Raw genomic sequence first — 25,937 nt, forward strand, 5'->3', positions numbered from 1 at the left:
ACCGTCAGTTGTCAATCAAACGCACATGCGCCACTGGCGCCGCCTTGCTGGCCGCGTTGGCGGCCATGCCGACCCAGGCGCAGACCCGCGTACGTCTGTATGGCACGGTTGATGCCGCTGTCGGTGTGACCCGCGTGAGCGGGGCTCCAACAGAGAAGGGCCTGTTAAGCGGAGGCCAGTCAGACTCGCTCTGGGGCCTGCAGGGCCACGAGGCGCTGGGTGGCAGCAGCTACGCTGCCTTTGCACTGGAGGGCGGCCTGGATGTTGCCCACGGCGCGCCCGATGACCCGGCCAGGCCGTTCAACTACCAGTCCTGGGTGGGAGTCGGCAACGCCAACCTGGGCGAACTGCGCCTGGGCCGCCAGTACACCGTGGGGCAAGCCTTTGTCAGCGGGATTGAGGTGGCATCCTGGAAGGATTTCGGCTTGGGTGCCTTGTTGCGGGCTTCGGACAACTACCAGGTGTCCAAGCAGATCAGCTGGCGCAGCCCGCAGTGGAGCGGTATGCAGCTGGGCGCCAGTTACAGCTTTGACGCGGGCGATGCGCCAGCTGCAGATGCGAGCGGTGGCAGCACCTACAAGCTCTACAGCTTGGCGCTGCGCTATGAGCAAGGCCCCTGGCTGCTGGCCACGAGCTGGGAGCAAGGCAGCGCCCTGCGTGTGGAGGCATTGGGGGGCCGGCGTCCCAGTGCCGCGCAACTGGGCGCCAGTTACAACTTTGGCGTGGCGCGCCTGGCAGCAGGGTGGAGCCGCCAGCGCAATGGCTTTGTCGGGCGCAATGGCGGCGATGGCCCGGCGCCGTTGCAGGCAGCTGGTCTCAAGGGTCTGGGGCCTGTCGAGTTCATCAATGGTGGCCGGCTTGATGCCCTCTATCTGGCCGCGTCGATTCCGATGGGCCATGGCGAGCTGCAGATGCAATGGTCCCAGGCACGGCCCCATTGGGATTGGCAGGACAGCGGCGTACGCGCCAAGACCAGCCAGGTGATGTCGCTGGGCTACATCTACCCGCTGTCACTGCGCACCAGCCTGTACGCGTTTGCCGCCCATGGCCGCGCCTATGCGATGGATGTGGCCCTGGATGCCAGCCAACCCTCGGTGAGCCGAGTGGCGTTCGGACTGAACACCCGTTTTTGATGAACCGGGTCTTCGCTGCTCCTTTCGGCGGGCGTGGTAGCCTTTTGCGATTCCCGCAACCCACAGCTGCTTTGTTTCTGATGAAGACCCAGTCCCTTCCCACCCAACCCCGCCGCCGAGGCCTGCATTTGACGGCCATGGTGCTTGCGCTGGCACTGCTGTTTCTGATCGACACGGCGACGCGCTACGAGGTGGCGGTGTCCGTGTTCTATACCGTCATCATTTTGGCAATGGCCCATGTGTTGGCCTGGCGCGGGCTTATCGTGCTTACGGGCAGCTGCAGCGCGTTGACCTGGCTGAGCTATTTCATCACCAGCTATGGCGACCAACGCGCAGGCTTTGTCAATATGCTCATCAGCACCGTGGCGATTCTGATCACTGGCTATCTGGCCTGCAGGGCGGAGTTGGCACGTGCGGCTGCGCATGAGGCCCGTGCCAGTCTGCTGCGCATCTCGCGCATCCACAGCCTGGAGGGCCTGACCACCTCGATCGCGCATGAGCTGAACCAGCCCTTGGCGGCGATTGTCACCAGCGGCAATGCCTGCCAGCGCTGGATGGCGCAGGACCCACCCAACCTCGACAAGGCCCGCCAGGCGCTGCAGCGCATTCTGGGCGATGCGGACCGGGCCAGCGGCATCATTGCGCGGGTGCGCAAGCTCAGCAAGGGAGAGCCTGCCAGCACCCGGCCATTCGTCTTCAATACCGCCGTGCGCGAAGTGCTGGCGCTGTCGCAAGCGGAGATGCAGCGCTTGGACATTGCGATGCGTGCCGATCTGGCACCCGGGCTGCCCTTGGCGCTGGCCGATCCGGTGCAGGTCCAGCAGGTCATTGCCAACCTGGTACTCAATGCGATGGAGGCGGTGGCCCTGGTCGACGTCGCGCGCCGCACTCTGCTGGTGGAATCGCTGCAGCTGCAGGACAAGCTGGTGTTTCGCGTATCGGATGGCGGCCCGGGCCTGCCTGCTGGTGCACAGGAGCAGGTGTTTGAACCCTTCTGGACCACCAAACACGAGGGCATCGGCGTGGGGCTGAGTATCAGCCGCAGCATTGTCGAGGCCAATGGCGGCCATATCTGGGCGGAGCTACCGGCCCAGCATGGGGCCGTGTTTGCATTCAGCATACCGGCAGCACCAGGGGAGGGCGAGGCATGAGCGAGGCAGCCATGGTCTATGTGGTCGATGATGACAACTCGGTGCGCGCGGCGCTGGAAGACTTGCTCGCATCGGTAGGTTTGCCGGTGCGGGCGTTTGCCTCTGCAGCCGAGTTTTTGGCGCAGCCGCTGGCGGATGTACCGGGCTGCCTGGTGCTGGATGTGCGCATGCCGGGGCTGAGCGGCATGGAGTTTCAGCGCCAGATGCAGACCTTGGGATTGCAGCTGCCGGTGGTGTTCATCACCGGCCATGGTGATATTGCGATGGGCGTTAAGGCCATGAAAAGCGGCGCCATCGACTTTCTGGCCAAGCCGTTTCGGGACCAGGATTTGCTGGACGCCATCCACCAAGGCATTGCGCAAGATGGCGCACGGCGCCTGGAGGATGCTGAACGAGCGCTGCTCCTTGGGCGCTGGCAGGCCTTGAGCGACGGTGAGCGCGAAGTAGTGCTGCTGGTGGTGCAAGGCCTGCTGAACAAGCAAGTTGCGCATCAGTTGCAGCTCAGCGAGGTGACGGTCAAGGTGCGCAGGGGCAATGCGATGCGCAAGCTGCAACTGACATCGCTGGCCGATCTGGTGCGGCTCACCGAAAAGCTGGGCGTTTAGCGGTTCGCCGCCAGGGGCCCGAGGCGAGTGGACGCTGAAGCCTGCCTTACGCCATGCTGGCGGTATGGGTGTTTATGGTGTGACATTTGCTATCTAATTGATAGCTTGAAAGCCAGGTGAGCGGTGATAAGATATGCGTTTTCGCTTGTGAATAATGTGCCTGCGTGTAGGCGGCCTCCGAAAGCGCTGCCTCAGACGGTGGTTTGGTCTTAACATGCTGCACCTGCCTTTGCTGCACTGCGGCACAGTCTGCCAATGGCGGACCCTGAGCCACCGGTAGGGCATGGGCATTCTTCGACAGAACTGAGAAAGATCAGCGGGCGGCGCAGCCATGACGTGCGCCCCGGCTTGAGCAACACATTACATGCTGGTTCCTTTTTTGATCATGTTGCGCGAGGGCATCGAGGCCGCGCTGATCGTTGGCATCATTGCCAGTTTCCTTCGCCACACAGGCCGCGCACGCCTGATGCCCGCTGTCTGGGCCGGCGTGTTTCTCGCGCTGGGTCTGTCGCTGTTTGTCGGCGCGGGTCTGCAGTGGATGGCGGCCGAGTTTCCGCAAAAGCAGCAGGAGCTGTTTGAAGCGCTGGTCGGCTTTATCGCGGTGGGCATGCTCACCGGCATGGTGTTCTGGATGCGCAAGGCCTCGCGCTCGATCAAAGGGGAGCTGCAGGCCTCGGTCGACAAGGCGCTTAGCACCTCGGGCAGTGCCAGCTGGGCGCTGATCGGCATGGTCTTTTTGGCGGTGGCGCGCGAAGGCGTCGAATCCGTCTTCTTCTTGCTGGCCATCTTCCAGCAAAGCTCGGGCTGGAGTGCCGCAGCCGGCGCCTTCCTCGGCGTGGCACTGTCGGTGCTGCTGGGCGTGGGCCTCTACAAAGGCGGCGTGCGCATCAATCTGCGCCAGTTCTTCCGCTACACCGGTATCTTTATTTTGGTCGTGGCCGCTGGCCTGCTCGCCGGCGCGGTGCGCCGCCTGCATGAGGCCGGGGTCTGGAACCAGCTGCAGCAAGTGGTGTTCGACAGCAGTGGTGTGCTGCCTGAGGATAGCCCGCTGGGCGTGATTCTGGGCGGGCTGCTGGGCTACATGCATGCGCCCGTCGCCGGCGAAGTGCTGGCCTGGGCGCTGTACCTGGCCGTGACCTTGGTGATGTTCTTCTGGCCTGTCAAGGTGGCGCCTGCCGTGGCGGGCGCTCCTGCCACGCCCACCCCCGCAGCTGCAGCGGCCGAAGTGGCCGCTGATGAGTCCGCTCCGCGTCTTGGCCCGGTCGTCCTGGGCAGCGTCGTCGTGTTTCTGCTCGGTGCTGCCGCTTTCTGGCAGGCATCGACGGTGCCGCGTGCCAGCGACGTTGCAGGCAGCAATACATCGGTCGATGGCGTGCCGGTGGTGACCATCGAGATCAACCAGGGCACCTGCACCCCCAATGCGGTGACCGTGCCAGCGGGCAAGGTGATTTTCCGCATCGTCAACCAGTCGCAGCGGGCGCTGGAATGGGAAATTCTAGACGGCGTGATGGTGCTCGAAGAGCGCGAGAATATTCTGCCCGGCATGACGCAGCAGCTGAGTGCACGCCTGGTCCCGGGCAACTACGAGATGACCTGCGGCCTGCTCAACGCCGCGCGCGGCAGCCTGACGGTGACGACCTCGGACGCCTTCAAGGCCGAAGCCGCCAAGCCGCCGGTGACCGCCTTCCTGGGCGCACTGGCCGAGTACCAGGTCTACATGCTGACCGAGACGGCCAGCCTGCAGGAGATGGTTGATGCGCTGCAGCAGCGCCTGGCCCATCCACTGGAGGCCGGTGCCACCTCGCCCGATGGCTACCCTGCCGATGCGTTGCAACTGGCCGCACTTGCGCGTGGCCAGTACCAAAAGCTGGCCCCTTTGGCGGTGCAGTTCGGCGATTTGAATGCCCGCATCGATGCGCGTGCCGCAGACTTTGCGCTGCGCGACAAGGACCCGGCCTTTGTGGGGCTGCAGCGCATTGCCGCCGGCCTGCAAGCGGGCGAGCCGGCTGAGCAGCTGCTGCCGCTGGCCACCAGCCTGCAGCAGGATGTGCAGCAACTGGCCCAGCGCCTGGGCGATACGGCCTTGCAGCCGCAGTCGATTGCCGCCGCAGCGGCCAAGGCGCTGGAGCGTGCTTCCACCTTGATCCCGGGCGAGGCGACCACGCCCGAACAGGGCAGGGCTGTGCTGCAGTTTGCCTATGGCACTTGGGCGGCTGCCAACAAGGCGCAGCAGGTGTTGGGCCCGGTGCTGACCAACGCCAACCCGGCCTTAAACCAGCAGTTGCAGGACAGCCTGGCCAAGCTGCGCCAGCGCATGGAAGAGCTGGGCGTGCCCGCCGATGACAGCCAGGTGGCCGACATGGCCGGCCAGGCACTGAACCCGGTGCAGTGCCAGAACCTGGCGCAGGCGCTCTACCAGAGTTCGCAAAGCATGGCCAAGGTCAATGCAGCGCTGGGCTTGCAGCCCTAAACTTTCCGCCTTCTATTTCTACAAATAACATACAGAAAGCACCACATGTCTTTGTTCAAGAACAGGAACGAGTCTCAATCCATCGTCCAGGACGGCACCAACCCCTCGCGCCGCCGCTGGCTGGGTGAGGCCGCAGGCGTCATGGGCGCCGGTGTGCTGGCCGGCATGCCCGCGCGCCAGGCGCTGGCTGCCGACGATGCCTCGCCCGGCAACACCCAGGTGGCCGATGCGCCGCATTCCAGTGTGTCGCAGCAACGCGTGCCCTTTTACGGCAAGCACCAGGCCGGTATCGTCACGCCCCGGCCGCTGGCCGGCATGTTGGTCAGCTTTGATGTGCTGGCCAGCAACCCGGCGGAGCTGGAACGCCTCTTCAAGACCCTGACCGAGCGCATCCACTTTCTGACCCAGGGTGGGGTCCAGCCGGTGCTCGACCCCAAGCTGCCGCCTGCGGGCTCGGGCATTCTGGGCCCGGTGGTGCAGCCCGATGCGCTGACGGTGACGGTTGGTGTGGGCCACAGCCTGTTTGATGACCGCTTTGGCCTCAAGGACCAGCGGCCCAAGCGCCTGACCCCCATGCAGCAGCATCCCAACGACGCGCTGCAGGCCGCGCTCTGCCATGGCGACCTGTCGATCCAGTTCTGCGCCAACACGCCCGACACCAATATCCATGCGCTGCGCGACATCATCAAGAACCTGCCCGATCTGCTGATGGTGCGCTGGAAGCAGGAGGGCTCGGTGCCGCCGATTCCTGCCGCTGCAGGCCAGCCTGCAGAGAGCGCGCGCAATTTCCTGGGCTTCCGCGATGGCTCGGCCAACCCCCCATCGGACGATGAGGCCATGATGCGCCGCATCGTCTGGGTGCAGCCCGAGTCCGACGAGCCCGCCTGGGCCGCTGGTGGCAGCTACCAGGCGGTGCGCATCATCCGCAACTTTGTCGAGCGCTGGGACCGCACGCCGCTGGGCGAGCAGGAGGCCATCATGGGCCGCGACAAGGACAGCGGCGCGCCGCTGGATGCACGCAAGAAGACCGAGCACGACACGCCGGACTATGCGGCCGATCCCGAAGGCAAGAAGACGCCGATGGATGCCCATATCCGGCTGGCCAACCCGCGCAACCATGGCAGTGAAGCCAACCTGATCCTGCGTCGCCCCTTTAACTACTCGAATGGCGTGACCAAGTCGGGCCAGCTGGAGATGGGCCTGCTGTTCATCTGCTACCAGGCCGATCTGGAAAAGGGCTTTGTCACGGTGCAAAAGCGCCTGGATGGCGAGCCGCTCGAAGAATACATCAAGCCCATTGGTGGCGGCTTTTTCTATGTGCTGCCCGGCGTGGCCGATGCCAATGACTGGCTGGGCCGTGGCCTGCTGGCCGCTGCCGCCAAGAAGGCCTGATCCCGTTTCCTAACCAGCCACTGGTGTCTGTACTGCAAGGCCTGGGCGCGTCCATCTTCCTGAAGGACGCCAGCCTGGGTTTGGCATTGAGATACTGGAAGCCAAAAATTATCAATCTAACAGTATCTAGGAGTTCTCGTATGTCCATGCGTCGCCAATTCTTGCAAGGCCTGCTGCTGGCCGGCAGTGCCAGCGTCATCCCCCTGTCCAGCTGGGCGGCAGAAGGCGTGTCTGCGCTGGAGCTGGTCAAGCCACTGGCGGAGTACAAGCTGTACGTCAACAACAACCTGCGCGAGCTGGTCAAGGGCGTGCAGGCTTTCACCGATGCGGTCAAGGCCGGCAAGGTGGAAGAAGCCAAGAAGATGTACGCCACCGTGCGCCGCCCTTACGAGCGCATCGAGCCAATCGCCGAGCTGTTTGCCGATCTGGACAAGAGCATGGACTCGCGCGCCGATGACCATGAAAAGGCCGAGAAGGACCCGGGCTTCACCGGCTTCCACCGCATCGAATACGGCCTCTGGGTTGAAAAAAGCACCAAGGGCCTGACCCCATTTGCCGACAAGCTGCTGGCCGATGCCAAGGAACTGCAAAAGCGCGTGAGCGGCCTGACCTTCCCGCCGGAAAAGGTGGTGGGCGGCGCTGCCGTGCTGATGGAAGAGGTGGCTGCCACCAAGATCTCGGGTGAAGAAGAGCGTTACAGCCACACTGACCTGGATGACTTCCAGGCCAACTTCGAAGGTGCGGACAAGATTTTCGAACTGCTGCGCCCCCTGGTCGAGAAGAAGGACAAGGCCTTTGTCGAAAAGACCGCGTCGAACTTCAAGACCGTGTTCGACATCCTGGCCAAGTACCGCAAGCCCGATGGCAGCTTTGAGCTGTACACCAAGCTGAATGAGGCCGACCGCAAGATCCTGGCTGGCCGCGTGAACACGCTGGCCGAAGACCTGTCCAAGCTGCGCGGCATGCTCGGCCTGAACTGATAGCGCCCTCAGCTTGCTGAACGATGAACCGCCCCTGTGCAAGGGGCGGTTTTTTTATTTCATGATGACTTCAGTGCCGCATTTCGCTGGACTACGTTGAAGCCAGATACGGCCGGTTTAGCAATGACGGCGCTGGCTGGAACAATTTCAGCGTTGGCGATATGCTGCTCTCAGTTCAACTTCCAACTGAGTCGCCGAACGATGCTTGTACAAGTGCTTTCCTCCATCGAAATGCCCGCGCGTATACACGTTTCGGTCGAACGGCAGTCGCTTCATTTAGCGTTGGCCAATGGCGTTGAACGTCATTACGATGTATCGACGGCAGCGAACGGAACGGGTTGCGAAACTGGTAGCTATTGCACGCCTACCGGCGTTCACCGCATTCGGTTGAAGATAGGAGAGGGATGTCCTAAGGGCGCAGTGTTTCGGCGGAGAAGGTCCACCGGCGAGATATTTGATCCGGAACTCGCAGAACGTTTTCCGGACCGCGATTGGATCTTGACACGCATCCTCTGGTTAGAAGGCTTGCAATACGGCATCAATCGCGCAAGCAGTGTGGACACCTTGAGAAGATTCATCTACATCCATGGCACAGCCGACGAGCATTTAATTGGAAGACCGGTTTCGCATGGATGCATACGTATGAGAAATGACGAGATAGTTGACCTCTTCTCGCTGATCCCTACCGGCATTGCCGTGCACATTGAATGAGCTAAGCCCGTCTGAGGGTGGCACGTCAGCGATCAAATTGGAGTGGAGTCGGGCGATTTCTGCGCGCCGGCCCTTGCTTGCACCCCGGTGCATGCTGCGCACCAGCTCCTCGAACTCATCCCGATTGCACTCCAGCGCGGCTGCGTAGAGACTTTGAACAGGTTCCTATATTGGCCGACAATGGCGGCTGCATTTTGAACCGCTAGCGCTATGAACGACACCACCACCAGCCCCGAAGCGGGCGAGACCGACTGGGCAGCATGGAGCCGCGAGGCCGTCGAGACCATGATGGCCCGCAACACCGAATGGCCACGCCAGTTTGGCCTGCAGAGCGCGCCGCAGTACCACTGGGATCTGGAAAGTGCCAGTCTGGTGCTGCAGGCGCCCTTGCATGAAGTGCGGGGCACCGTCTGCCTGGTGGGCACCAGCAGCGAGAGCGAAGGCAGCTTTGTGTGGAGCTGGGCCAATGCCAATATCCCCGCCCAGCATGGCCAGGCCTTGGAGGTCGTGCACGACTTTGGCCGCGAGCACCAGCTGGCCTTGCTGACCACCGCAAGCATTCCCGGTGGCAGGCCCGAGGCGACCGAGTGCCTTTGCATTGCCGCCCGCCTGCAGCGCGCCATCGGCACCTTTATCGACCAGCAAGGCGATATCACGCTGTACTTCAGCATCCTGCATCTGCAAGTGGTGCAGAACCCGGACCAGGCGCTGCAGTAGAGGGTTGCCGCCCGGCAGCTAGCCGCCCGCAGCTAGCTACGCACGACTAGCCGCCCGCGACTAGCCGTCCGCCGGTCAAAGCAAGCCCAGGCTGCAACCAAAGGGGTCCAGCAGCATCGCCGCTGTAGCCCCCAGGCTGGTCGTCATCGGCCCCCGGTACAGCCGGGCGCCCTGCGCCTGCAGGCGCTCGATGGCCGCGCCCAGGTCTGCCACCTCCCAGTACACCGTGGTGCCGCCCACGCCACCCGGGCATTTGCCATCGGCGGGATGGAAGCCGATCAAGAGGCCCGGGCCTTGCACAAAGGCATAGTGCGCGTTTTCGTGCTGTACCTCCGTGCCCAAGAGCTGCGCATACCAGGCGGCCGCGGCATCGATATCGGCGACAAACAAAACGACAGACTCCAGCTTCTTGAACAAGGCCATTTCCATTGCTTTGGGGGGTGGTGGTGGGCTGCGCGATTGTGGCATAGCGCATTGACCGGTTGAATGCACAACCCGTTGCAGTGGGTCGCTTCACAAAGCTGAACTACAGCAGCGCAGCGATTGTCGTCGTCGCTTGCGTCATCCGAGCCCGAACGATTAAAAATGAATCCTATCCATCAAATCCCGGGTCTAAACACCTCGGGCAGCGATGGCGATCCAAAGTTTCATGGTGGCAACTACGTGCGAAAAGACAGTCTCAAAGCGTAGAGCAGTCTGATTCTGCCTTTTGTTGGAGGAGCTCGACCCATCTGCGGGCTCAATCCATTTTGACTTGCGCGGCTTTCACCGCCGCCTGCATGCGCAGCTTTTCGCTCGCCATAAAGCGGGTCGCCACATCCGGCGGGGTGAGCTGGATCTCGTAGCCCTGGGCGATGAGCGCTTCGCGGGCTTCTGGGGAGGCAATGCCTTGCACAAAGCCTTGGTAGAGGCGATCCATTTCGGCCTTGGGTACACCCGCTGGGGCGATGGCGGCGATCCAGCCGTCCAGCTCGTACTGCGGCAGGCCTTGTTCGGCAATGGTGGGCACATCGGGCAGGCTGGCGCTGCGTTTGGCGCTGGTGATGCCGATGGCGCGCAGGTTCCCGGCCTTGATGTGGGCCATGGCGGGTGCGACCGCCACCACGCCCAGTTGCACCTGGCCGCTGAGCAAGTCATTCATCAGCTGGCCCGTGCCTTTGTAGGGGATGTGGGGCACATCGATCTGGGCCTGCTCGACAAACATGGCGGCGCCCAAATGCAGGATGGTGCCATTGCCCGATGAGCCGTAATTGAGCGTGCCGGGATGGGCCTTGGCGTGGGCAATCAGCTCCTGCACGGTACGTGCGGGCACCTTGGGGTTGGCCACCAGCACAAAGGGCGTGGTGCCGATGATGGTGATGGGCGCGATGTCCTTGATCGAATCAAAGGGCATGTTTTTGTACAGGCTGGGGTTGACGACATGGTTGTTGCTGACGATGCCGATGGTGTCCCCATCTTTGGCCGCCCGCACAATCTGCGCCGTGCCAGTGATACCGCCTGCGCCAGGCAGGTTCTCAATCACCAGGGTCTGGCCCAGGACTTTGCTGATGGGCGTGCTGATGGCGCGAATGGCGCCATCGGCCCCCGAGCCCGCCGATAGCGGCAAGATGACGCGCAGCGCTTTATCGTGCCCTGCCGGCTTGGTTTGCGCCAGCGCGGGCAAGGCGCCACTCGTGAGGCTGGCCAGCGCCATGGCCAGTGCGGTGCGGCGGGTGAATGGGCGGGTGGGGTGCATGTTTGTCTCCTGATTGCGGCTTTGCGCCTGTCTGTAAGGGATGTTTTGCTCTTATATTGGTAGCGTTACGCCGCTGCCTGGGTGGCCTGCATGGCGCTGATCTGCGCGGCGTCGTAGCCCAGGCTGGCCAGCAACTCGGCGGTGTGCTCGCCCAGGCGCGGCGGGTTTTGGCGTACGGCCAGGCGCTCGCCCGCCATGCGCAGCGGCAGCAAGGTGGTCTGTGCGGTTTGGCCGGCGCGTTCGCCGTCGGTCAGCGTTACCTCGGCCAAACCGCCGGAGGCCTGCAGGTGCGGGTCGTCCAGCAGTTGTTCTGGCTTGCTGATGGGGGCGTAGGGCAGGGCGTTGTCTTCAAAGATTTTGGCGACCTGTGCGACATCCATGCGGGCCAGGCGCGCGCGCAGATCGGCGAGCAGGGCCGGGCGCTCACGTACGCGTTCGTTGTTGGTGGTGTAGCGCGGGTTGGCCAGCAGATCGGCCCAGCCAAAGGCCTGGCACATGGTGCGCCACTGGGCATCGCTCACGGCCGCCAAAAAGATCTGCTCGCCGTCTTGGACGGTGAACACGTCGTACACCGACCAGGCCGAGATGCGGTTGGGCATGGGATCGGCCGCCTCGCCCGTCACGGCGTACTGCATCATGTGCTGGCCGACGAGAAAGACGTTGTTCTCGAACAGCGCCGAGTCAATCTCTTGCCCCCTGCCGGTTTGTGCGCGCTGCATCAGCGCTGCCATGGCGCCGATCGCGCCAAACATGCCGCCCATGATGTCGTTCACGCTGGTGCCCGCGCGCAGCGGGTCGCCGGGGCGGCCTGTCATGTAGGCCAGGCCCCCCATCATCTGGACGACCTCGTCCAGCGCCGTGCGGTGCTCGTACGGCCCGGGCAAAAAGCCGGTGTGGTTCACATAGATCAGGCGCTCGTTCAGCTTGGACAGCGCGGCATAATCCAGGCCGTACTTGGTCATCACGCCGGGCTTGAAGTTTTGCGCCACCACATCGGCAGTGCTGGCCAGGCGAATGGCAGCTTCCAGTCCCTGGGGCTGGCGCAGGTCCAGCGCAATGCTTTTTTTGTTGCGATTGAACATGGGGAAAAAGCCGGCGCCCGCACCCAGCAAGTAACGCGTGCGGTCGCCCTCGACAGGTTCGACCTTGATGACTTCGGCACCCAGGTCGGCCAGCACCATGCCGCAGGTGGGGCCCATGACCATGTGGGTGAATTCGACCACGCGGATTCCGGCGAGTGGGAGCGATGGGGAGCGAGATGGGGTACTCATATTTTGATGGCCACCAGCATGCATGGGGTTAGCGCCAGCGGTTGATTTGGTTTGAAAATTAAGCGCAAATGGCGGTGGAAGCCTGGGGTGCTGCAATCACACCGGCTTGCCACAGGCTGCCGTGCAGCCGCTCGTTGGGCAGCCAGGCCTGCATACGTTGGCGCAGCTGCAACAGGGCGGGAACATCCAGACCCGTATCAACGCCCATGCGCTGCAGCATATAGGCCAGGTCTTCAGTGGTCACATTGCCACTGGCACCCGGTGCATGCGGGCAGCCGCCAATGCCGCCCAGGCAGGCGTCAAAGTGGGTGATGCCGGTTTGCCAGGCCGCATAGGCGTTGGCCAGACCCATGCTGCGGGTGTCGTGAAAATGGGCGGTGCGCAGCCGGTTGCCCACCAGGCGCCGGGCTTTTTCAAACAAACGGCGCACGCTGTCGGGGTCGGCATAGCCCACGGTATCGGCCAGGCTCACATGGTCGGCGCCTGCGTCCAGCAAGGCCTGCATCAGGCGCAGCACCTCACTTTCGGCCACATCGCCTTGCAGGGTGCAGCCAAAGGCCGTGCCCACGCCGCCTTCAATGTGGGCGTGGCTGCCCGCTGCGTCGCGCACTGCGCGGATGCGGGCGACTTCCGCCACGACTTCGTCAGGGGTTTTGCGCAGATTGGCCAGGCTGTGCGCATGGCTGGCCGACAAGGGCACGACCATGGACTGCGCGCCCGCTGCCAAGGCGCGCTCGGCGCCTTTGAGGTTGGGCACCAGCACGGAAGCGAGCAAGCCGGGTTTGCTGCAGGCATGGGCAAGCACGGCTTCGGTATCGGCCAGCTGGGGCAGCAGGTGCGCGGGCACCATCGAGCCCACCTCCATCTCGCGCATACCGGCGTCGTAGGCGGCGTCAATCCAGGCGCATTTGTCGGCGGTGCTGACGATGCTGGCCAGGCTTTGCAGGCCATCGCGCAGGCCAACTTCGCGAATGCTGGCGCGCCGTGTAGCTAGGGTTGAGGTGGCGGTCATCGTGTCTCCTGGCTTTTGTCGTTGGCTCTGATTTTAGATTTTCCAAAGCATCAGCAATAATCCAATGCGGAAGCGGTTTCGTTCCAAAAAGGAAAATCATGTATGACTTGAGTCTGCTGAACCTGCGGCTGTTTGTGCAGGTATGTGAGCAGCGCAGCATTGCCCGTGTGGCGCAGGCCGAGGCGCTGGTGGCATCCGCCATCAGCAAGCGCCTGGCGCAGCTTGAGCACCAGATGGGCGCGCCCTTGTTCATCCGCGAACGGCGCGGCCTGCGCCCCACGGCAGCGGGCGACACTTTGCTGGAACATGCGCGCACCATGCTCGCCGCCGCCAACCACATGCAGCAGGAGATGGCGGCCTACAGCAAGGGCGTACAGGGGCAGGTACGGGTATTGGTCACGGCGTCGGTGATGGCCGAATCCCTGGCCGACCATGTCGCGAGTTTTTTGCAGCAACCCGCGCATGCCAGTATCCGTGTGACTTTGGAGGAGTGCGTGAGCCCGGATGTGGTGCGCGGCGTGCGTGAAGGGCGTGCGGCCATGGGGATTTGCTGGGACGCAGCCGATTTGAGCGGCCTGCAGACCCAGCCCTATGGCAGCGACCACCTGGCCATTGCGGCCCACAAAAGCCACCCCATCGCACGCATGGCGCAAAGCGCAGCGGTGCATTTCTCTGACGTACTGGACTACGAACATGTCAGCATGCCGGCGTTGAGCGCAGTGCAAATTTTGCTCACCCGCGCTGCCGCACAAGAAGGAAAGGCGCTGCGCCACCGCGTGCACGTCTCCAACTTCGATGCTGCGCTGCGCGTGGTCCAGGCCAACCTGGCGATCAGCGTGGTGCCGCGCGAAGTGGCACTGAGCTTTGCCGCCAACACGGATGTTCGGGTGATTCCGCTGGCGGACAGCTGGGCGAAGCGGCAGTTTGCGATCAGCTACCGGGACGCGGCCTTGCTGTCGTCGGCGGCCAAGGCTTTGTTGAACCATTTGGCGGCGCAGTAGCCGCAGGCCTTGCAGGGCAAGGCGACGGGCGAGACATTCAATAGGGCGGGCAAGACCGACATTGTGCTGCGCGAGGGCGACCGCAACGTCTTCATCGCAGCGTGCAAGTTCTGAAAGGGGCCAAAATCCTTCGGTGATGCCATTGACCAGCGGCTTGGCTACACCACGTGGCGCGATAGCAAGACCGCGATCCTCGTTTTCAATCCGCAGCCCCTGCACACCCTCTGGCTGAGCTCAAAACGTTCCGAGCTCAAACTTCAGTGAGAAAAATTCAAAGCGCATGGAGAGCCGACAAAACTTGTAAGGTCGATAGAAATGACGACAAGCGCTTGACCTTAGCGGGGGTAATGGTTCTTTGCGGAGCTGCTGGCGCGGATTCATTTCATGTAACTACAATAGTTGCATGAAACACAACAGCCAGTTTTCCGATGTTCTGCATGTGCTGCTGCACTTGGCCGAGGCGCAGACGCCGCTGACCTCCGAGGTGCTGGCGCAGACCATGGACACCAACCCGGTGGTGCTGCGGCGCCTGATGGCCGGCTTGCGCGATGCGGGCATGGTCTCGTCCGGCAAGGGCCATGGGGGCGGCTGGCTGATTGCGCCGGGTTGGGGCGAGACGACATTGCGCGACATCCACCAGGCGCTGGGCGCGCCGGCGCTGGTGTCGCTGGGCTTTCGCGAGGACCACCCTGAGTGCCTGGTTGCGCAGGTAGTCAACAGCTCGCTGCGCAGCGCCATGCAGGAGGCCGAGGCCTCGCTGCTGGCCAAGCTGGGCGGCATCACCTTGGCCCAGCTGTCTGCCCAGATCGGCGCTTCGCTGCGCGCGCACCGGCTGGCCAAAACATCCGCTTCCCACCGTATAGAGGACTACCATGGACATTCACACTGATTTCGCCATCGTCGGCGGCAGCTACGCCGGCATGTCGGCCGCCTTGCAGCTGGCACGGGCGCGCCGCCAGGTCACCGTCATTGATGCGGGCCTGCGCCGCAACCGCTTTGTGGACGAGGCGGGCAGCACCTCGCACGGCTTTTTGTCGCGCGACGGTGTGGCGCCTGCCGAGCTGTGGACGCAGGCGCGCACGCAATTGCTGCAATACCCCAGCGTGCGCTGGATCGACGGCCAGGCCGAGGAGGCCCAGGTGCTGCCCAGCGGCGAGCTGGCGCTGCAGGTAGGCGGCCAGTTGCTGGTGGCGCGGCGGCTGGTGCTGGCCACTGGGGTGCGCGATGAACTGCCCGCCGTGCCCGGCCTGGCCGAGCGCTGGGGCCACAGCGTGTTCCACTGCCCGTATTGCCATGGCTACGAGGTGGGTGGCGGTGCCATCGGGGTGATTGCCGCATCGCCCATGGCCCACCACCATGCGATGATGCTGCCCGATTGGGGCCCGACCACCTTGTTTCTCAATGGCGCCTACAAGCCGTCGGAGGCGGATCTGGCTGATTTCGCGCGGCGCGGCACCCAGATCGAGGCCACGCCGGTGCTGCGCATCGATGGTTTTGCGGATGTGGTGCTGGTCGATGGCCGCAGCATCCGCATGCAAGGCCTGTTCACCCAGCCACGCACCTCGCCTGCCAGCCCGGTGGCGCAGCAGCTCGGTTGCGTGCTGGCCGATGGCCCGATGGGCCCCTATGTGCAGGTGGATGCGATGCAGCAGACCAGCGTAGCCAATGTGTTTGCCTGCGGCGATGCCGCGCGAGCAGCGGGCAGCATTGCGCTGTCGGTGGCGGATGGGGCGATGGCCGGGGTGGCAGCGCACCGCGCCTCGATGTTCTGAGCCAGCAGCCAGATGCAGGAAACGCCCCTGGGGGGGCGTTTTTCTTGGGTAGATTGCAGCAGCGCGTTGATCAGCTGGGCTTCCAACCCTCGGGCACGCGCGGCCGGTCGATCTTGGCCAGCTCGCAGACCACATCGGCGATGCCCGAGAAATCAATGCCGCCAAACTGGCTGGCGCGCGCCAGGCTGAAGGATTCATGCACGGCGGCAGCCACCGGCATCGGCACGCGGGCGGCATGCGCGGCGCCAACGACCAGCGACAAATCCTTGTGCGCGAGATCAATGGTAAAGCCCGGCGAGGTATCGCCGGCCAGCACCTTGTTGGGGAAGTTCATGCGCAGCTGGCCATTGTTGGCCGAGGTGCCCAGCAGCACCTGCAGGGTTTTGCTGATGTCGAGCCCAAAGCGCTGCGACAGGGCCAGTGCCTCGGCATTGACCTGGCACAGGGTGATGGCCACATAGTTGTTGACCAGCTTGGTGCGGCCGCCGGAGCCAACCGGGCCGCAGTGGTAGGTGGTGGTGCCCATGGCATCGAGCAGGGGTTTGACCTTGGCGAAATCGGCGTCGCTCGCGCCCACCATGAACAGGCTCTCGCCCCGGTCGGCATGCTCGGCCAGGCGACCTACGGGTGCGTCTACCACGGTCATCTGGCGGCCAGCGGCTGCTTTGCTGAGCCGGTCGGTGGCGAGTGGGTCGATGGTGCTCATGTCCAGCAGGATGGTGCCGGGCAGGGCATTGGCAAAGATGCCGTCAGCGCCCTGGGCGATTTGCTCAACCTCGACCGAGGATGGCAGCATGGTGATGACCACCGAGCAGCGGCGTGCAATCTCTGGCACCGTGGCGGCCTCTGCGCCCAGCGCCTCCAGCGCCTTCACGGCCTCGGGGTTGAGGTCAGCCACCAACAGGCTGAAGCCTTTTTTCTGCAGATTGGCGGCCATGGAGCGGCCCATGCGTCCCAGGCCGATAAAACCGATGCTGTCTGTCATGGTGTGGGTCTCCTGCGAAAAGTTTTAAGTTGGACGGGGAATAGAAAGAGGACTCAGTACGCGATGTAGGCCGTCTTGGTGCTGGTGTAGAAATCGACCGCATAGCGCCCTTGCTCGCGCGGCCCGTAGCTGGAGGCGCGCGTGCCGCCAAAGGGCACGTGGTAGTCCAGCCCGGCGGTGGGCAGGTTGACCATGGCCAGCCCGCTGCGCACATGCAGGCGGAAGTGGTTGGCTGCGCGCAGCGACGTCGTGCAGATGCCGGCCGAGAGGCCAAAGCGCGTGTCATTGGCGGTCGCCAGTGCCTCGTTGTAATCGGCCACTTTGACGACGCTGGCGACCGGGCCAAAGATCTCTTCCTGGTTGATGCGCATCGCGTTGTGGCTGCCGGTGAACAGCGCCGGCCGCACAAAGTAGCCGGGCGTGTCCGCCTCCACCGGCGTGCCGCCTTCGACCAGCTCGGCGCCTTCGCGCTTGCCCAGGTCCAGGTAGTGCTGGATCTTGTCGAACTGCGACTGGTTGATGACCGGGCCGATCTGCGTGGCCTTGTCCAGGCTGTTGCCGACGACCATGGCACGCATGCGCGCGGTCAGCGCGTCGACAAAACGGTCATGGATCCGCTCGGTGACGATGAGCCGGCTGGACGCGGTGCAGCGCTGGCCGGCCGAGAAAAAGGCGCCGTTGAGCGCGCATTCCACCGCTACATCCAGGTCGGCATCGTCCAGCACCACCAGCGGGTTCTTGCCGCCCATCTCCAGCTGCAGGCGGATCATCTCGCCCATGGCGGTCTGCGCAATGCTCTGGCCCACATGCACGCTGCCGGTGAAGGACACGGCATCGACGCCGCTCAGCAGCCCCTGCGCCGCATGCTTGCCGCTGCCATTGACCAGGTTGGCCACGCCAGGCAGCAGGCCTTGCTCATCCAGAATGCGGAACAGCGCATGGGCCACGCCGGGCGTGTATTCCGAGGGCTTGAGCACCACGGTGTTGCCAAAGGCCAGCGCCGGGGCAATCTTCCAGGCGGGGATGGCGATCGGAAAGTTCCAGGGCGTGATCAGGCTCACGACGCCCAGCGCATGGCGGCTGATCTGCACGCCGATGTCCGGCCGCACCGACGGCAGGCTCTCGCCGCCATAGCGCAGGCATTCGCCGGCAAAGAACTGGAAGATCTGCGCCGCGCGCACCACCTCGCCCAAGCCTTCGGCCAGGGTCTTGCCCGCTTCGCGCGAGACCAGCAGGCCCAGGCTGTCCTTCTGCGCCATCATCTGGTTGGCCACGCGCTGCAGAAAGTCCGAGCGCATCTGCGTGGTGGTGTGCTGCCAGCGCCCAAAGGCGGCGCGCGCAGCGGCCACGGCCTGCTGCATCTGCGCGGCGTCGGCCGCCGCATACTCGCCCACCAGTTCACGGGTGTCGGAGGGGTTCCAGCTCTGGATGGTGCTGGCGCCCGCCAGCCACTGGCCATTGATCAGGTTCTCGTTCATGTCTCACTCTCAAGGGGATAGGTGGCGCTGCGCAGCTGGTGGGCGCGCAGCGCAGGCAGTCGGCAAGCGGGAGCCCGGGCTTCAGGCCGCAGGCTTGAGCAGCGGGCAGGCACCTTCCTTGGACGGTGCATAGGCCTTGTCACCGGGGATGGTGCTGACCACCTTGTAGTAGTCCCAGGGCTTGGTGGATTCGGCCGGCTTTTTCACCTGCATCAGGTACATGTCATGCACCATGGCGCCGTCGGCACGGATGTAGCCCTTGGCGAACATGTCGTCGATGGGCAGCGACTTGAGCGCGGCCATCACCTGGTCGGGATCGGTGCTGCCGGCCTTTTGCACTGCCTTCAGGTAGGTGGTGGTGGCCGAATAGTCGCCCGCCTGGAAGGTGGTGGGCATCTTCTTGTTCTTGTCGTAGAAGCGCTGCGAGAAGGCCCGTGAGGCATCGCTCATGTCCCAGTACCAGCCCTCGGTCAGGTACATGCCGCCGGTGGTGCCCAGGCCCAGGCTGTGGATGTCGGTGATGAAGGCCATCAGCGCGGCCACGTTCATCTTCTTGTCGATGCCAAACTCCTTGGCGGTCTTGATGGCATTGATGGTGTCGCCGCCGCCATTGGCCAGGCCCATCACCTTGGCGCCCGAGCTCTGCGCCTTCATCACATAGGACGAGAAATCGGAGGTGCTGAGCGGGTGGCGGATGGCGCCCACGACATTGCCGCCGGTTTGCTTGACCACATTCATCGCGGCCTGCTCCATCGAATGGCCGAAGGCATAGTCCGAGGTGAGGAAGTACCAGTCCTTGTAGCCCTGGCCCACCAGTGCCGCAGCGGTGCCGCGTGCCTGGGCCGAGGTGGAGTAGGTGTAGCGCACCATATAGGGCTGGCAGGCCTCTTCGGTCAGCGAATCAGCACCGGCCCCGGCGCTGATGAAGACCTTCTTCTTGTCCTTCGATAGATTGCTGATCGCCAGCGACACGGCCGAGTTTGAGCCGCCGATGATCAGATCCACATTGTCGTTGTCCCACCATTGGCGCGCCTTGGACGCGGCGATGTCGGCCTTGTTCTGGTGGTCGGCCGAGATGATCTCGATCTTGCGCCCCAGCACTTCTCCGCCAAAATCGGCCACGGCCATGCGGATGGCGTCCAGGCCGCCGGGCCCGTCAAAGTCCGAGTACAGGCCCGACATGTCGGTGATGAAGGCGATCTTGACCTTGTCGGGTGCGGCATGGGCGCCGCTGGCGAGCAGGGCGGCCACCGCCAGGGCGGCGGCGGTCAGGGGTCCTTGTGCTTTTCTCATGGTTTTGTCTCCTAGAGCTGTTGGACGAAGGGCCTGCGGTGCTCTGTGTCACCTGCTAGGCGCGGGAACTAACGCAGTACAAAGGGGTTGCTGGTGGTCACTCCGCTGTTGATCCAGACCGACTTGGTCTGCAGGTATTCGTAGATCGCGCTCTGGCCGTTTTCACGGCCCAGGCCGGAATCCTTGTAGCCGCCAAAGGGCGCCATAAAGCTGACGGCCCGGTAGGTGTTGACCCAGACCGTACCCGCCTGCAGGCGCTCGGACATGCGCAGCGCGCGGCCGATGTCGCTGGTCCAGACGGCGGCGGCCAGGCCAAAGCGCACATCGTTGGCAATGCGCAGCGCATCGGCCTCGTCGTCAAAGGGGATGACCGAGAGCACCGGGCCAAACACCTCTTCCTGTGCAATGCGCATGCCGTTGTGCACCTGGGTAAGGATGGTGGGCTCGATGAACCAGCCCTTGCCGCATTCGGCGCGCGTGGCCTTGGCGCCGCCCAGCACCACCTGGGCCCCTTCGGCCTTGGCGATCTCGATGTACGACAGTACTTTCTCGTACTGGGGCAGGGTGGTGACCGGGCCCACCTGGGTTTCCAGGCTCATCGGATCGCCCATGCGGGCGGTGGAGGCAAAGGCCACCAGGCGCTCGACAAAGGCATCGTGGATGCTGCGCTGTACCAGCAGGCGTGATCCGGCGATGCAGGTCTGGCCCGTTGCAGCAAAGATGCCCGAGATCGCGCCATACATGGCCTGCTCCAGGTCGGCATCGGCAAACACGATGTTCGGGGACTTGCCGCCCAGTTCCATGGAGCTGTGCTTGAGCTGGGCCGCAGCCGCCTGGTTAATGGCGCGGCCCGTCACATCGGAGCCGGTGAAGCTGACCTTGGCGACTAGCGGGTGCGCCACCAGCGCGCTGCCGACTTGCGCGCCATAGCCGGTGACCACATTGAACACGCCGGGGGGGAAGCCGGCCTCGTTGAACAGCTCGGCAAATTCCAGGGTCGAGGCCGAGGTGAACTCCGAGGGCTTGACCACCACAGTGCAACCCGCTGCCAGCGCAGGCGCAATCTTCCAGGCCAGCAGGAACAGCGGGGAGTTCCAGGGCGTGATCGCAGCCACCACCCCCAGCGGCTCATGCCGGGTAAAGGCGAAATAGCCTTTCTTGTCCAGCGGCAAGGTCGCCCCTTGCACCTTGTCCGCCAGCCCGCCGTAGTAGTGGAACCACTGCGGGATGTACTGCAGCTGGCCGCGCATCTCGGCGAACAGCTTGCCGTTGTCCATCACTTCGGTGCGGGCCAGCTTCTCGGCATCGCGCTCGATCAAGCTGGCCAGCTTGCGCAGCAAGGCGCCGCGCTCGGTGGCACTCAGCTGTGGCCAGGCACCGCTGCTGAACGCCGTGTGCGCAGCTTGCACGGCTGCGTCCACATCGGCGGCGCTGCCATCGGGTATTTCGGCCCAAGCCTCGCCCGTGTAGGGGTTGAGGCTGGCAATCCATTGGCCGTTCGCAGGTGGCTGCGCCTGGCCGGCAATCTGAAGGGAGTAGCGTTTCATGGCAAAGGGCGTTCGGAGGCTGCGGGCATCTCGGGGTGGTGCTGGAGAAGGCTAGATAGCGCTGAGTAGGGATGCCGGCCGGCATCCCCTGTCAAAGCCTAGAACGGCTGTAGGCCCAGCGCGCTGCGGAAGCGGTTCTTGATGAAGGGGCCATCGCGCGGCGGCAGTGCGCGCGGTGGTTCATCGGCATGCACGAGGGCCTGCACAAAGGTAGTGGCCTTGCGGGCATTGATGTGCTCGGCCAGTGCATCGGCCTGGTCCACGGTCTGCAGTTGCTGCACCTCGGCAATGCCAAAGCCGCGCGCCACGGCCACCAGGTCGGTGCCCAGGCTGCTATGGCTTTTTTGCATGCCGGTCTCGCCGTAGTGGCCGTTGTCCAGCACCACGATGCTGAGGTTGGCAGGTGACTTGGCGGCAATCGTGGCCAGGCTGCCAATGCCCATCATCTGCTCGCCATCCCCGGTGATGACTACCACCGGGCGTGTGGGCTGGGCCAGCGCAATGCCCAGGGCCACCGACGAGGCACCGCCCATCGCGCCCCAGAGGTAGTAGTTGTGGTCGCGGTCGCCGGCGGCAAACACATCGTAGGAGGCGGAGCCCAGGCCGGTGACGACCAGCGCATCGGGGGTTTTGGCCAGCAGGCGCGCCACAAACAGGCGGCGGTCCATCGCAGCGGAATTCTCGCGGGTCTGCATTACTTTCTCTCCCATTTCTTGCGGCCGATCACGTCCTGGCCAATCAGCACGGCGATGCGGGCGCCGGCCATGAAGGCGCCGTCCAGCGCCGCGCTGACGACTTCTTGCGCATCTTCGGGGCGGCGCACGCGCATCACATGGATGCCCATCAGCTCCATGGCCGCCTGGGTGGCCCGGCCCATCGGCGCCTGCCAGGGGTTGAACTCGGCGTACTCGCCGCGCATCGTGACGATGGTGACAAAGGGGATGTCAGCGGCGCTCAACAGCGAGAACATGTTGATGCAGTTGCCGACACCGCTGCTTTGCATCAGCAGCACCGCGCGCTGGCCGCCCAGCCAGGCGCCGGCCGCCACGGCCACGCCTTCTTCTTCGGTGGTCAGCGCCACGTCGGTGATCTCGGGATCGGCGATGGCGCTCTTGATGACATAGGAGTGGCCGGCATCGGGCACATAGGCCACTTGCTGCACGCCGGCATCCTTGATGGCCTGAAAAATGTCTTTTTGCCAGGGGGGTGGGTTGGGGTTTGCGTTCATCTGCTTTCCGTTTTGTGAACCAGTGAAGGCATCATAAAATGTGATGATGTGATTTGAACAATCACCATTTTTGATACCACTATCACGCAATCTGATCGAGGCTGCAGCATGGATTTCAAGCAACTCAAGGCCTTCTTGACCGTGGCCGACACCGGCAGCGTGACCCGCGCATCGGAGCTGCTGCATGTGGTGCAGCCGGCGGTGTCGCGCCAGTTGAAGCTGCTGGAAGAAGACCTGGGCTGCGCGCTGTTTGAGCGCGAGCGCCATGGCATGGTGCTGACCGAGCAGGGCCAGGAGCTGGCCAGCTATGCGCGCCGCGCCTTTGGCGAGCTGGAGAAAGCACGGCTGCAGCTGGCTGGCACGCAAGCCGAGGTGACTGGCCTGGTCACCATCGGCCTTTTGCCCAGCACCTGTGATGTCGTATCCAGCGCGCTGGTGGCGGCGATGGCCAGCCGCTACCCGGGCATCAAGCTGCGCTTGACCGTGGCCTATGCGGGCACGCTGCGGCCCTGGCTGGCCAGCGGCCAGGTCGATGTGGCCTTGCTGTATGCGGCCGAGAAGCATCCCGACCTGGTGCTGGAGCCGTTGATCGAAGAGGAGCTGTGGGGCCTGGGGCCCAAGGGCTGCGGCATGGCCGGTGCCAAGGCCGTGCCCATGGCCGATATGGCGCGCCGCGCGCTGGTGCTGCCCAGCAACCCGCATGGCATCCGCCTGCTGGTGGAGCATGCCTGCGCGCTGGAGAACCTGCAGCTCAATATCTGCGTGGAAACCGATGCGCTGCCGGTGCAGCGCAGCGTGGTGATCGATGGCCTGGGCTACACCATCTTGCCGCCCATCGCGGTGGTGAGCGATCTGGCCGCCGGCAGGCTGGAGGGCGCGCCGTTGACCGAGCCCGAGCTCAAGCGGGTGATTGCGCTGGCCTATGCCGCCAACCGCAGCATGACCAAGCCGGTGCGTGCCACCTTGGCGGTGCTGCGCCAGATTCTGGAGGCGGCCGTGGCATCGGGCGGCTGGCCCAGCGGCCAATGGCTGGCTGCGGCATCGGCCAGTGCTCCGCAAGCATAAAAAATGCCCGCCTGTCCCTGGAGCAGGGACGGGCGGGCAGCTTGGCGGGAAGAGGAAGGGACTTACTTCAGGTCAAAGCGGTCCAGCTCCATCACCTTGGTCCAGGCGGCGACAAAGTCCTTGACCATCTTCTCCTTGGCGCCGGCCTGGGCATAGACCTCGGCGACCGCGCGCAGGATGGCGTTGGAGCCAAAGACCAGGTCGACGCGGCTGGCCGTCCAGCGCTGGGCGCCGCTCTTGCGGTCCAGGCCGACAAAGCTGCCGTCTTCCTGGGCCTTCCATTGCGTGCCCATGTCCAGCAGGTTGACGAAGAAGTCATTGCTCAGCTTGCCGGGCGCGGCTGTCAGCACACCCTGCTGGTTGCCCGCAGTGTTGATGTTGATGGCGCGCAGGCCGCCGACCAGCACGGTCAGCTCAGGCGCGGTCAAGGTCATCAGCTGGGCCTTGTCGATCAACAGGGCCTCGGCCGGTGCGGCAAAGCGGCCTTGCAGGTGGTTGCGGAAACCGTCTGCCTTGGGCTCCAGGTACTGGAAGGATGCGGCATCGGTCTGCTCAGCCGTGGCATCTGCGCGGCCAGGGTGGAAGGGCACCGTGGTCGGCACGCCGGCATCGGTGGCGGCCTTTTCGACCCCGGCATTGCCTGCCAGCACGATCAGGTCGGCCAGCGAGATGCGCTTGTCACCATCGGCGGCCTTGTTGAAGGCGCGCTGAATGCCTTCGAGCACGCCCAGCACCTTGGCCAGTTGCGCGGGCTGGTTCACTTCCCAGTCCTTTTGCGGGGCCAGGCGGATGCGGGCACCATTGGCGCCGCCGCGCATGTCCGAACCCCGGTAGGTCGAGGCCGAAGCCCAGGCCGTGCCCACCAGCTCCTGCACCGTCAGGCCCGATGCCAGCACCTGGGCCTTGAGGCTGGCCACGTCATCGGCATCGACCAGGGGGTGCGCCACGGCAGGGATGGGGTCTTGCCAGACCAGTTCTTCCTTCGGCACTTCCGGGCCCATGTAGCGGCTGCGGGGGCCCATGTCACGGTGGGTCAGCTTGAACCAGGCGCGGGCAAAGGCTTCGGCAAAGGCCTGCGGATTTTCCAGAAAGCGGCGCGAGATCTTTTCGTAGGCCGGGTCTTGGCGCAGCGACAGATCGGTGGTCAGCATGGTGGGCTTCTTGTTGGGGCCGCCATGTGCATCGGGGATGACATCGGGCGCGTCCTTGGCCACCCACTGGGTGGCACCGGCAGGGCTTTTCTCTTGCACCCATTCGTACTTGAACAGGTTCTCGAAGAAGAAATTGCTCCACTGCGCGGGGGTCTGCGTCCAGGTCACTTCCAGGCCGGAGGTGATCGCGTCGCGCCCGGAACCGGAGCCAAAGCTGCTGGTCCAGCCCAGGCCCTGGGCTTCGATGCCATCGGCCTCGGGCTCGGCGCCCACATGGCTGGCTTCACCGGCGCCATGGGTCTTGCCAAAGGTGTGGCCGCCGGCGATCAGCGCCACGGTCTCTTCGTCGTCCATCGCCATGCGGGCAAAGGTTTCGCGGATGTCGCGTGCGGCCGAGATCGGGTCGCCATTGCCGTCCGGGCCTTCGGGGTTCACATAGATCAGGCCCATCTGCACAGCGGCCAGTGGGTTCTCCAGGTCGCGGTCGCCGCTGTAGCGGCTGTTGGCCTTGTCGCTGGTGGCCAGCCATTCCTTCTCTGCCCCCCAGTACACATCCTGGTCGGGCATCCAGGTATCGACCCGGCCACCGGCAAAACCAAAGGTGCGAAAGCCCATGGTTTCCAGCGCGACGTTGCCGCAGAGGATCATCAGATCGCCCCAGGAGAGTTGGTTGCCGTACTTTTGCTTGATGGGCCAGAGCAGGCGGCGCGACTTGTCGATATTGACGTTGTCGGGCCAGCTGTTGAGGGGCGCGAAGCGCTGCTGCGCGCGGGCTGCGCCGCCACGGCCATCCTGCACGCGGTAGGTGCCTGCGGCATGCCAGGCCATGCGGATGAACTGGGGGCCATAGTGGCCAAAGTCGGCCGGCCACCAGTCTTGCGAGTCGGTCATCAGCGTGCGCAGGTCGCGCTTGACGGCTTCGTAATCGAGCTTCTTGAATTCGTCAGCGTAGTTGAAGTCTGCGCCCAGCGGGTTGTTGTCTGGATGGTGCTGGCTGAGCAGGTCCACGCGCAGCTGGTTGGGCCACCAGCTTTGGCTGGTCGTACCGTTGCCTTGGGCGGCCGTCTCACTGTTGCGTGTGGCTGCGGCGTGAAAGGGGCATTTGGCTTCTGTGGTCATGGGGTTCTCCGGTTCAAGCTGACAGGACGCCAGATACCACGGGGGGTATCCGAAAAAAGGAAACGCCGATGAATTCACCGGTTTCCATGTTTTTTAATTATGAATGCCAGTGCCTGATCCC

23 protein-coding genes are annotated in these 25,937 nt (G+C 64.1%); 12 read left to right on the forward strand and 11 right to left on the reverse strand.

Annotated features, from left to right (window positions below):
• The first annotated feature begins 8 nt into the window (after positions 1-8).
• The 8 genes from LPW39_RS15050 (at position 9) to LPW39_RS15085 (ending at position 9,159) form a co-directional block, all read left to right on the forward strand.
• Entirely contained in the window at positions 9-1,133 is a 1,125-nt protein-coding gene (locus tag LPW39_RS15050) for a porin (protein WP_230776674.1), read from the forward strand.
• Between the two features lie 80 nt (positions 1,134-1,213).
• Positions 1,214-2,284, forward strand: coding sequence for a sensor histidine kinase (locus LPW39_RS15055; protein WP_230776683.1), 1,071 nt, complete (start codon positions 1,214-1,216; stop codon positions 2,282-2,284).
• Positions 2,281-2,889 (forward strand): response regulator transcription factor, encoded by a 609-nt coding sequence (locus LPW39_RS15060; RefSeq protein ID WP_230776691.1) that lies wholly within the window; start codon positions 2,281-2,283, stop codon positions 2,887-2,889. The genes LPW39_RS15055 and LPW39_RS15060 overlap by 4 nt, the downstream gene beginning before the upstream one ends.
• A gap of 364 nt (positions 2,890-3,253) precedes the next feature.
• The gene (efeU, locus tag LPW39_RS15065; RefSeq protein WP_230776703.1) at positions 3,254-5,359 is read left to right on the forward strand and encodes an iron uptake transporter permease EfeU; all 2,106 of its coding nucleotides are present in this window, start codon (positions 3,254-3,256) and stop codon (positions 5,357-5,359) included.
• 45 nt (positions 5,360-5,404) lie between these two features.
• Entirely contained in the window at positions 5,405-6,751 is a 1,347-nt protein-coding gene (gene efeB / locus LPW39_RS15070; RefSeq protein ID WP_230776713.1) for an iron uptake transporter deferrochelatase/peroxidase subunit, read from the forward strand.
• A gap of 140 nt (positions 6,752-6,891) precedes the next feature.
• Positions 6,892-7,731: an iron uptake system protein EfeO gene (efeO, locus tag LPW39_RS15075; protein WP_202883117.1), complete on the forward strand. Its 840-nt coding sequence runs from the start codon at positions 6,892-6,894 to the stop codon at positions 7,729-7,731.
• Positions 7,732-7,827: 96 nt separating this feature from the next.
• Entirely contained in the window at positions 7,828-8,442 is a 615-nt protein-coding gene (locus LPW39_RS15080) for a L,D-transpeptidase (RefSeq protein ID WP_230776716.1), read from the forward strand.
• A 210-nt stretch (positions 8,443-8,652) separates the two neighbouring features.
• On the forward strand, positions 8,653-9,159 hold the full coding sequence (locus LPW39_RS15085; protein ID WP_230776718.1) for a DUF6882 domain-containing protein: 507 nt from the start codon (positions 8,653-8,655) through the stop codon (positions 9,157-9,159).
• 75 nt (positions 9,160-9,234) lie between these two features.
• Here the strand turns inward: LPW39_RS15085 and LPW39_RS15090 are convergent, their stop codons facing one another.
• The 4 genes from LPW39_RS15090 to LPW39_RS15105 all read right to left on the reverse strand — a co-directional run bounded on the left by LPW39_RS15090 (position 9,235) and on the right by LPW39_RS15105 (position 13,177).
• The gene (locus LPW39_RS15090; protein WP_230776728.1) at positions 9,235-9,582 is read right to left on the reverse strand and encodes a VOC family protein; all 348 of its coding nucleotides are present in this window, start codon (positions 9,580-9,582) and stop codon (positions 9,235-9,237) included.
• 316 nt (positions 9,583-9,898) lie between these two features.
• Entirely contained in the window at positions 9,899-10,894 is a 996-nt protein-coding gene (locus LPW39_RS15095) for a Bug family tripartite tricarboxylate transporter substrate binding protein (protein ID WP_230776730.1), read from the reverse strand.
• Between the two features lie 65 nt (positions 10,895-10,959).
• Positions 10,960-12,165, reverse strand: coding sequence for a CaiB/BaiF CoA transferase family protein (locus tag LPW39_RS15100; protein ID WP_230776732.1), 1,206 nt, complete (start codon positions 12,163-12,165; stop codon positions 10,960-10,962).
• Between the two features lie 58 nt (positions 12,166-12,223).
• Positions 12,224-13,177, reverse strand: a complete 954-nt coding sequence (locus tag LPW39_RS15105) for a hydroxymethylglutaryl-CoA lyase (protein WP_230776734.1) — start codon at positions 13,175-13,177, stop codon at positions 12,224-12,226.
• Positions 13,178-13,275: 98 nt separating this feature from the next.
• On the opposite strand from LPW39_RS15105, the gene LPW39_RS15110 reads away from it, so the two are divergent.
• From LPW39_RS15110 to LPW39_RS15120, 3 genes are all read left to right on the forward strand, one after another.
• Complete coding sequence (locus LPW39_RS15110) at positions 13,276-14,178, forward strand: LysR family transcriptional regulator (RefSeq protein WP_230776736.1); 903 nt, start codon at positions 13,276-13,278, stop codon at positions 14,176-14,178.
• 403 nt (positions 14,179-14,581) lie between these two features.
• Positions 14,582-15,067, forward strand: coding sequence for an Rrf2 family transcriptional regulator (locus LPW39_RS15115; protein WP_230776738.1), 486 nt, complete (start codon positions 14,582-14,584; stop codon positions 15,065-15,067).
• Positions 15,051-15,950, forward strand: coding sequence for an NAD(P)/FAD-dependent oxidoreductase (locus tag LPW39_RS15120; RefSeq protein ID WP_230776740.1), 900 nt, complete (start codon positions 15,051-15,053; stop codon positions 15,948-15,950). The genes LPW39_RS15115 and LPW39_RS15120 overlap by 17 nt, the downstream gene beginning before the upstream one ends.
• A gap of 70 nt (positions 15,951-16,020) precedes the next feature.
• Here LPW39_RS15120 and LPW39_RS15125 read toward each other — a convergent pair whose 3' ends face one another.
• From LPW39_RS15125 to LPW39_RS15150, 6 genes are all read right to left on the reverse strand, one after another.
• The gene (locus tag LPW39_RS15125; protein ID WP_230776743.1) at positions 16,021-16,935 is read right to left on the reverse strand and encodes an NAD(P)-dependent oxidoreductase; all 915 of its coding nucleotides are present in this window, start codon (positions 16,933-16,935) and stop codon (positions 16,021-16,023) included.
• A 53-nt stretch (positions 16,936-16,988) separates the two neighbouring features.
• The gene (locus tag LPW39_RS15130) at positions 16,989-18,413 is read right to left on the reverse strand and encodes an aldehyde dehydrogenase family protein (RefSeq protein WP_230776745.1); all 1,425 of its coding nucleotides are present in this window, start codon (positions 18,411-18,413) and stop codon (positions 16,989-16,991) included.
• 81 nt (positions 18,414-18,494) lie between these two features.
• The gene (locus LPW39_RS15135; protein WP_230776747.1) at positions 18,495-19,706 is read right to left on the reverse strand and encodes an ABC transporter substrate-binding protein; all 1,212 of its coding nucleotides are present in this window, start codon (positions 19,704-19,706) and stop codon (positions 18,495-18,497) included.
• Positions 19,707-19,774: 68 nt separating this feature from the next.
• The gene (locus tag LPW39_RS15140) at positions 19,775-21,253 is read right to left on the reverse strand and encodes an aldehyde dehydrogenase (RefSeq protein ID WP_230776749.1); all 1,479 of its coding nucleotides are present in this window, start codon (positions 21,251-21,253) and stop codon (positions 19,775-19,777) included.
• Positions 21,254-21,351: 98 nt separating this feature from the next.
• On the reverse strand, positions 21,352-21,948 hold the full coding sequence (locus tag LPW39_RS15145; protein WP_230776759.1) for a thiamine pyrophosphate-dependent enzyme: 597 nt from the start codon (positions 21,946-21,948) through the stop codon (positions 21,352-21,354).
• Entirely contained in the window at positions 21,948-22,481 is a 534-nt protein-coding gene (locus LPW39_RS15150) for a thiamine pyrophosphate-binding protein (RefSeq protein WP_021025876.1), read from the reverse strand. Before LPW39_RS15150 ends, LPW39_RS15145 begins: the two co-directional genes overlap by 1 nt.
• A gap of 108 nt (positions 22,482-22,589) precedes the next feature.
• Here LPW39_RS15150 and LPW39_RS15155 point away from each other — a divergent pair, with 108 nt between their 5' ends.
• The gene (locus tag LPW39_RS15155) at positions 22,590-23,546 is read left to right on the forward strand and encodes a LysR family transcriptional regulator (protein ID WP_133855988.1); all 957 of its coding nucleotides are present in this window, start codon (positions 22,590-22,592) and stop codon (positions 23,544-23,546) included.
• Between the two features lie 62 nt (positions 23,547-23,608).
• On the opposite strand, the gene katG is transcribed toward LPW39_RS15155, so the two are convergent.
• Complete coding sequence (gene katG / locus LPW39_RS15160) at positions 23,609-25,816, reverse strand: catalase/peroxidase HPI (protein WP_230776767.1); 2,208 nt, start codon at positions 25,814-25,816, stop codon at positions 23,609-23,611.
• Positions 25,817-25,937 lie beyond the last annotated feature (121 nt).

Source organism: Comamonas koreensis (assembly GCF_021026195.1).
In the GTDB taxonomy this organism is placed as follows: domain Bacteria; phylum Pseudomonadota; class Gammaproteobacteria; order Burkholderiales; family Burkholderiaceae_C; genus Comamonas; species Comamonas koreensis.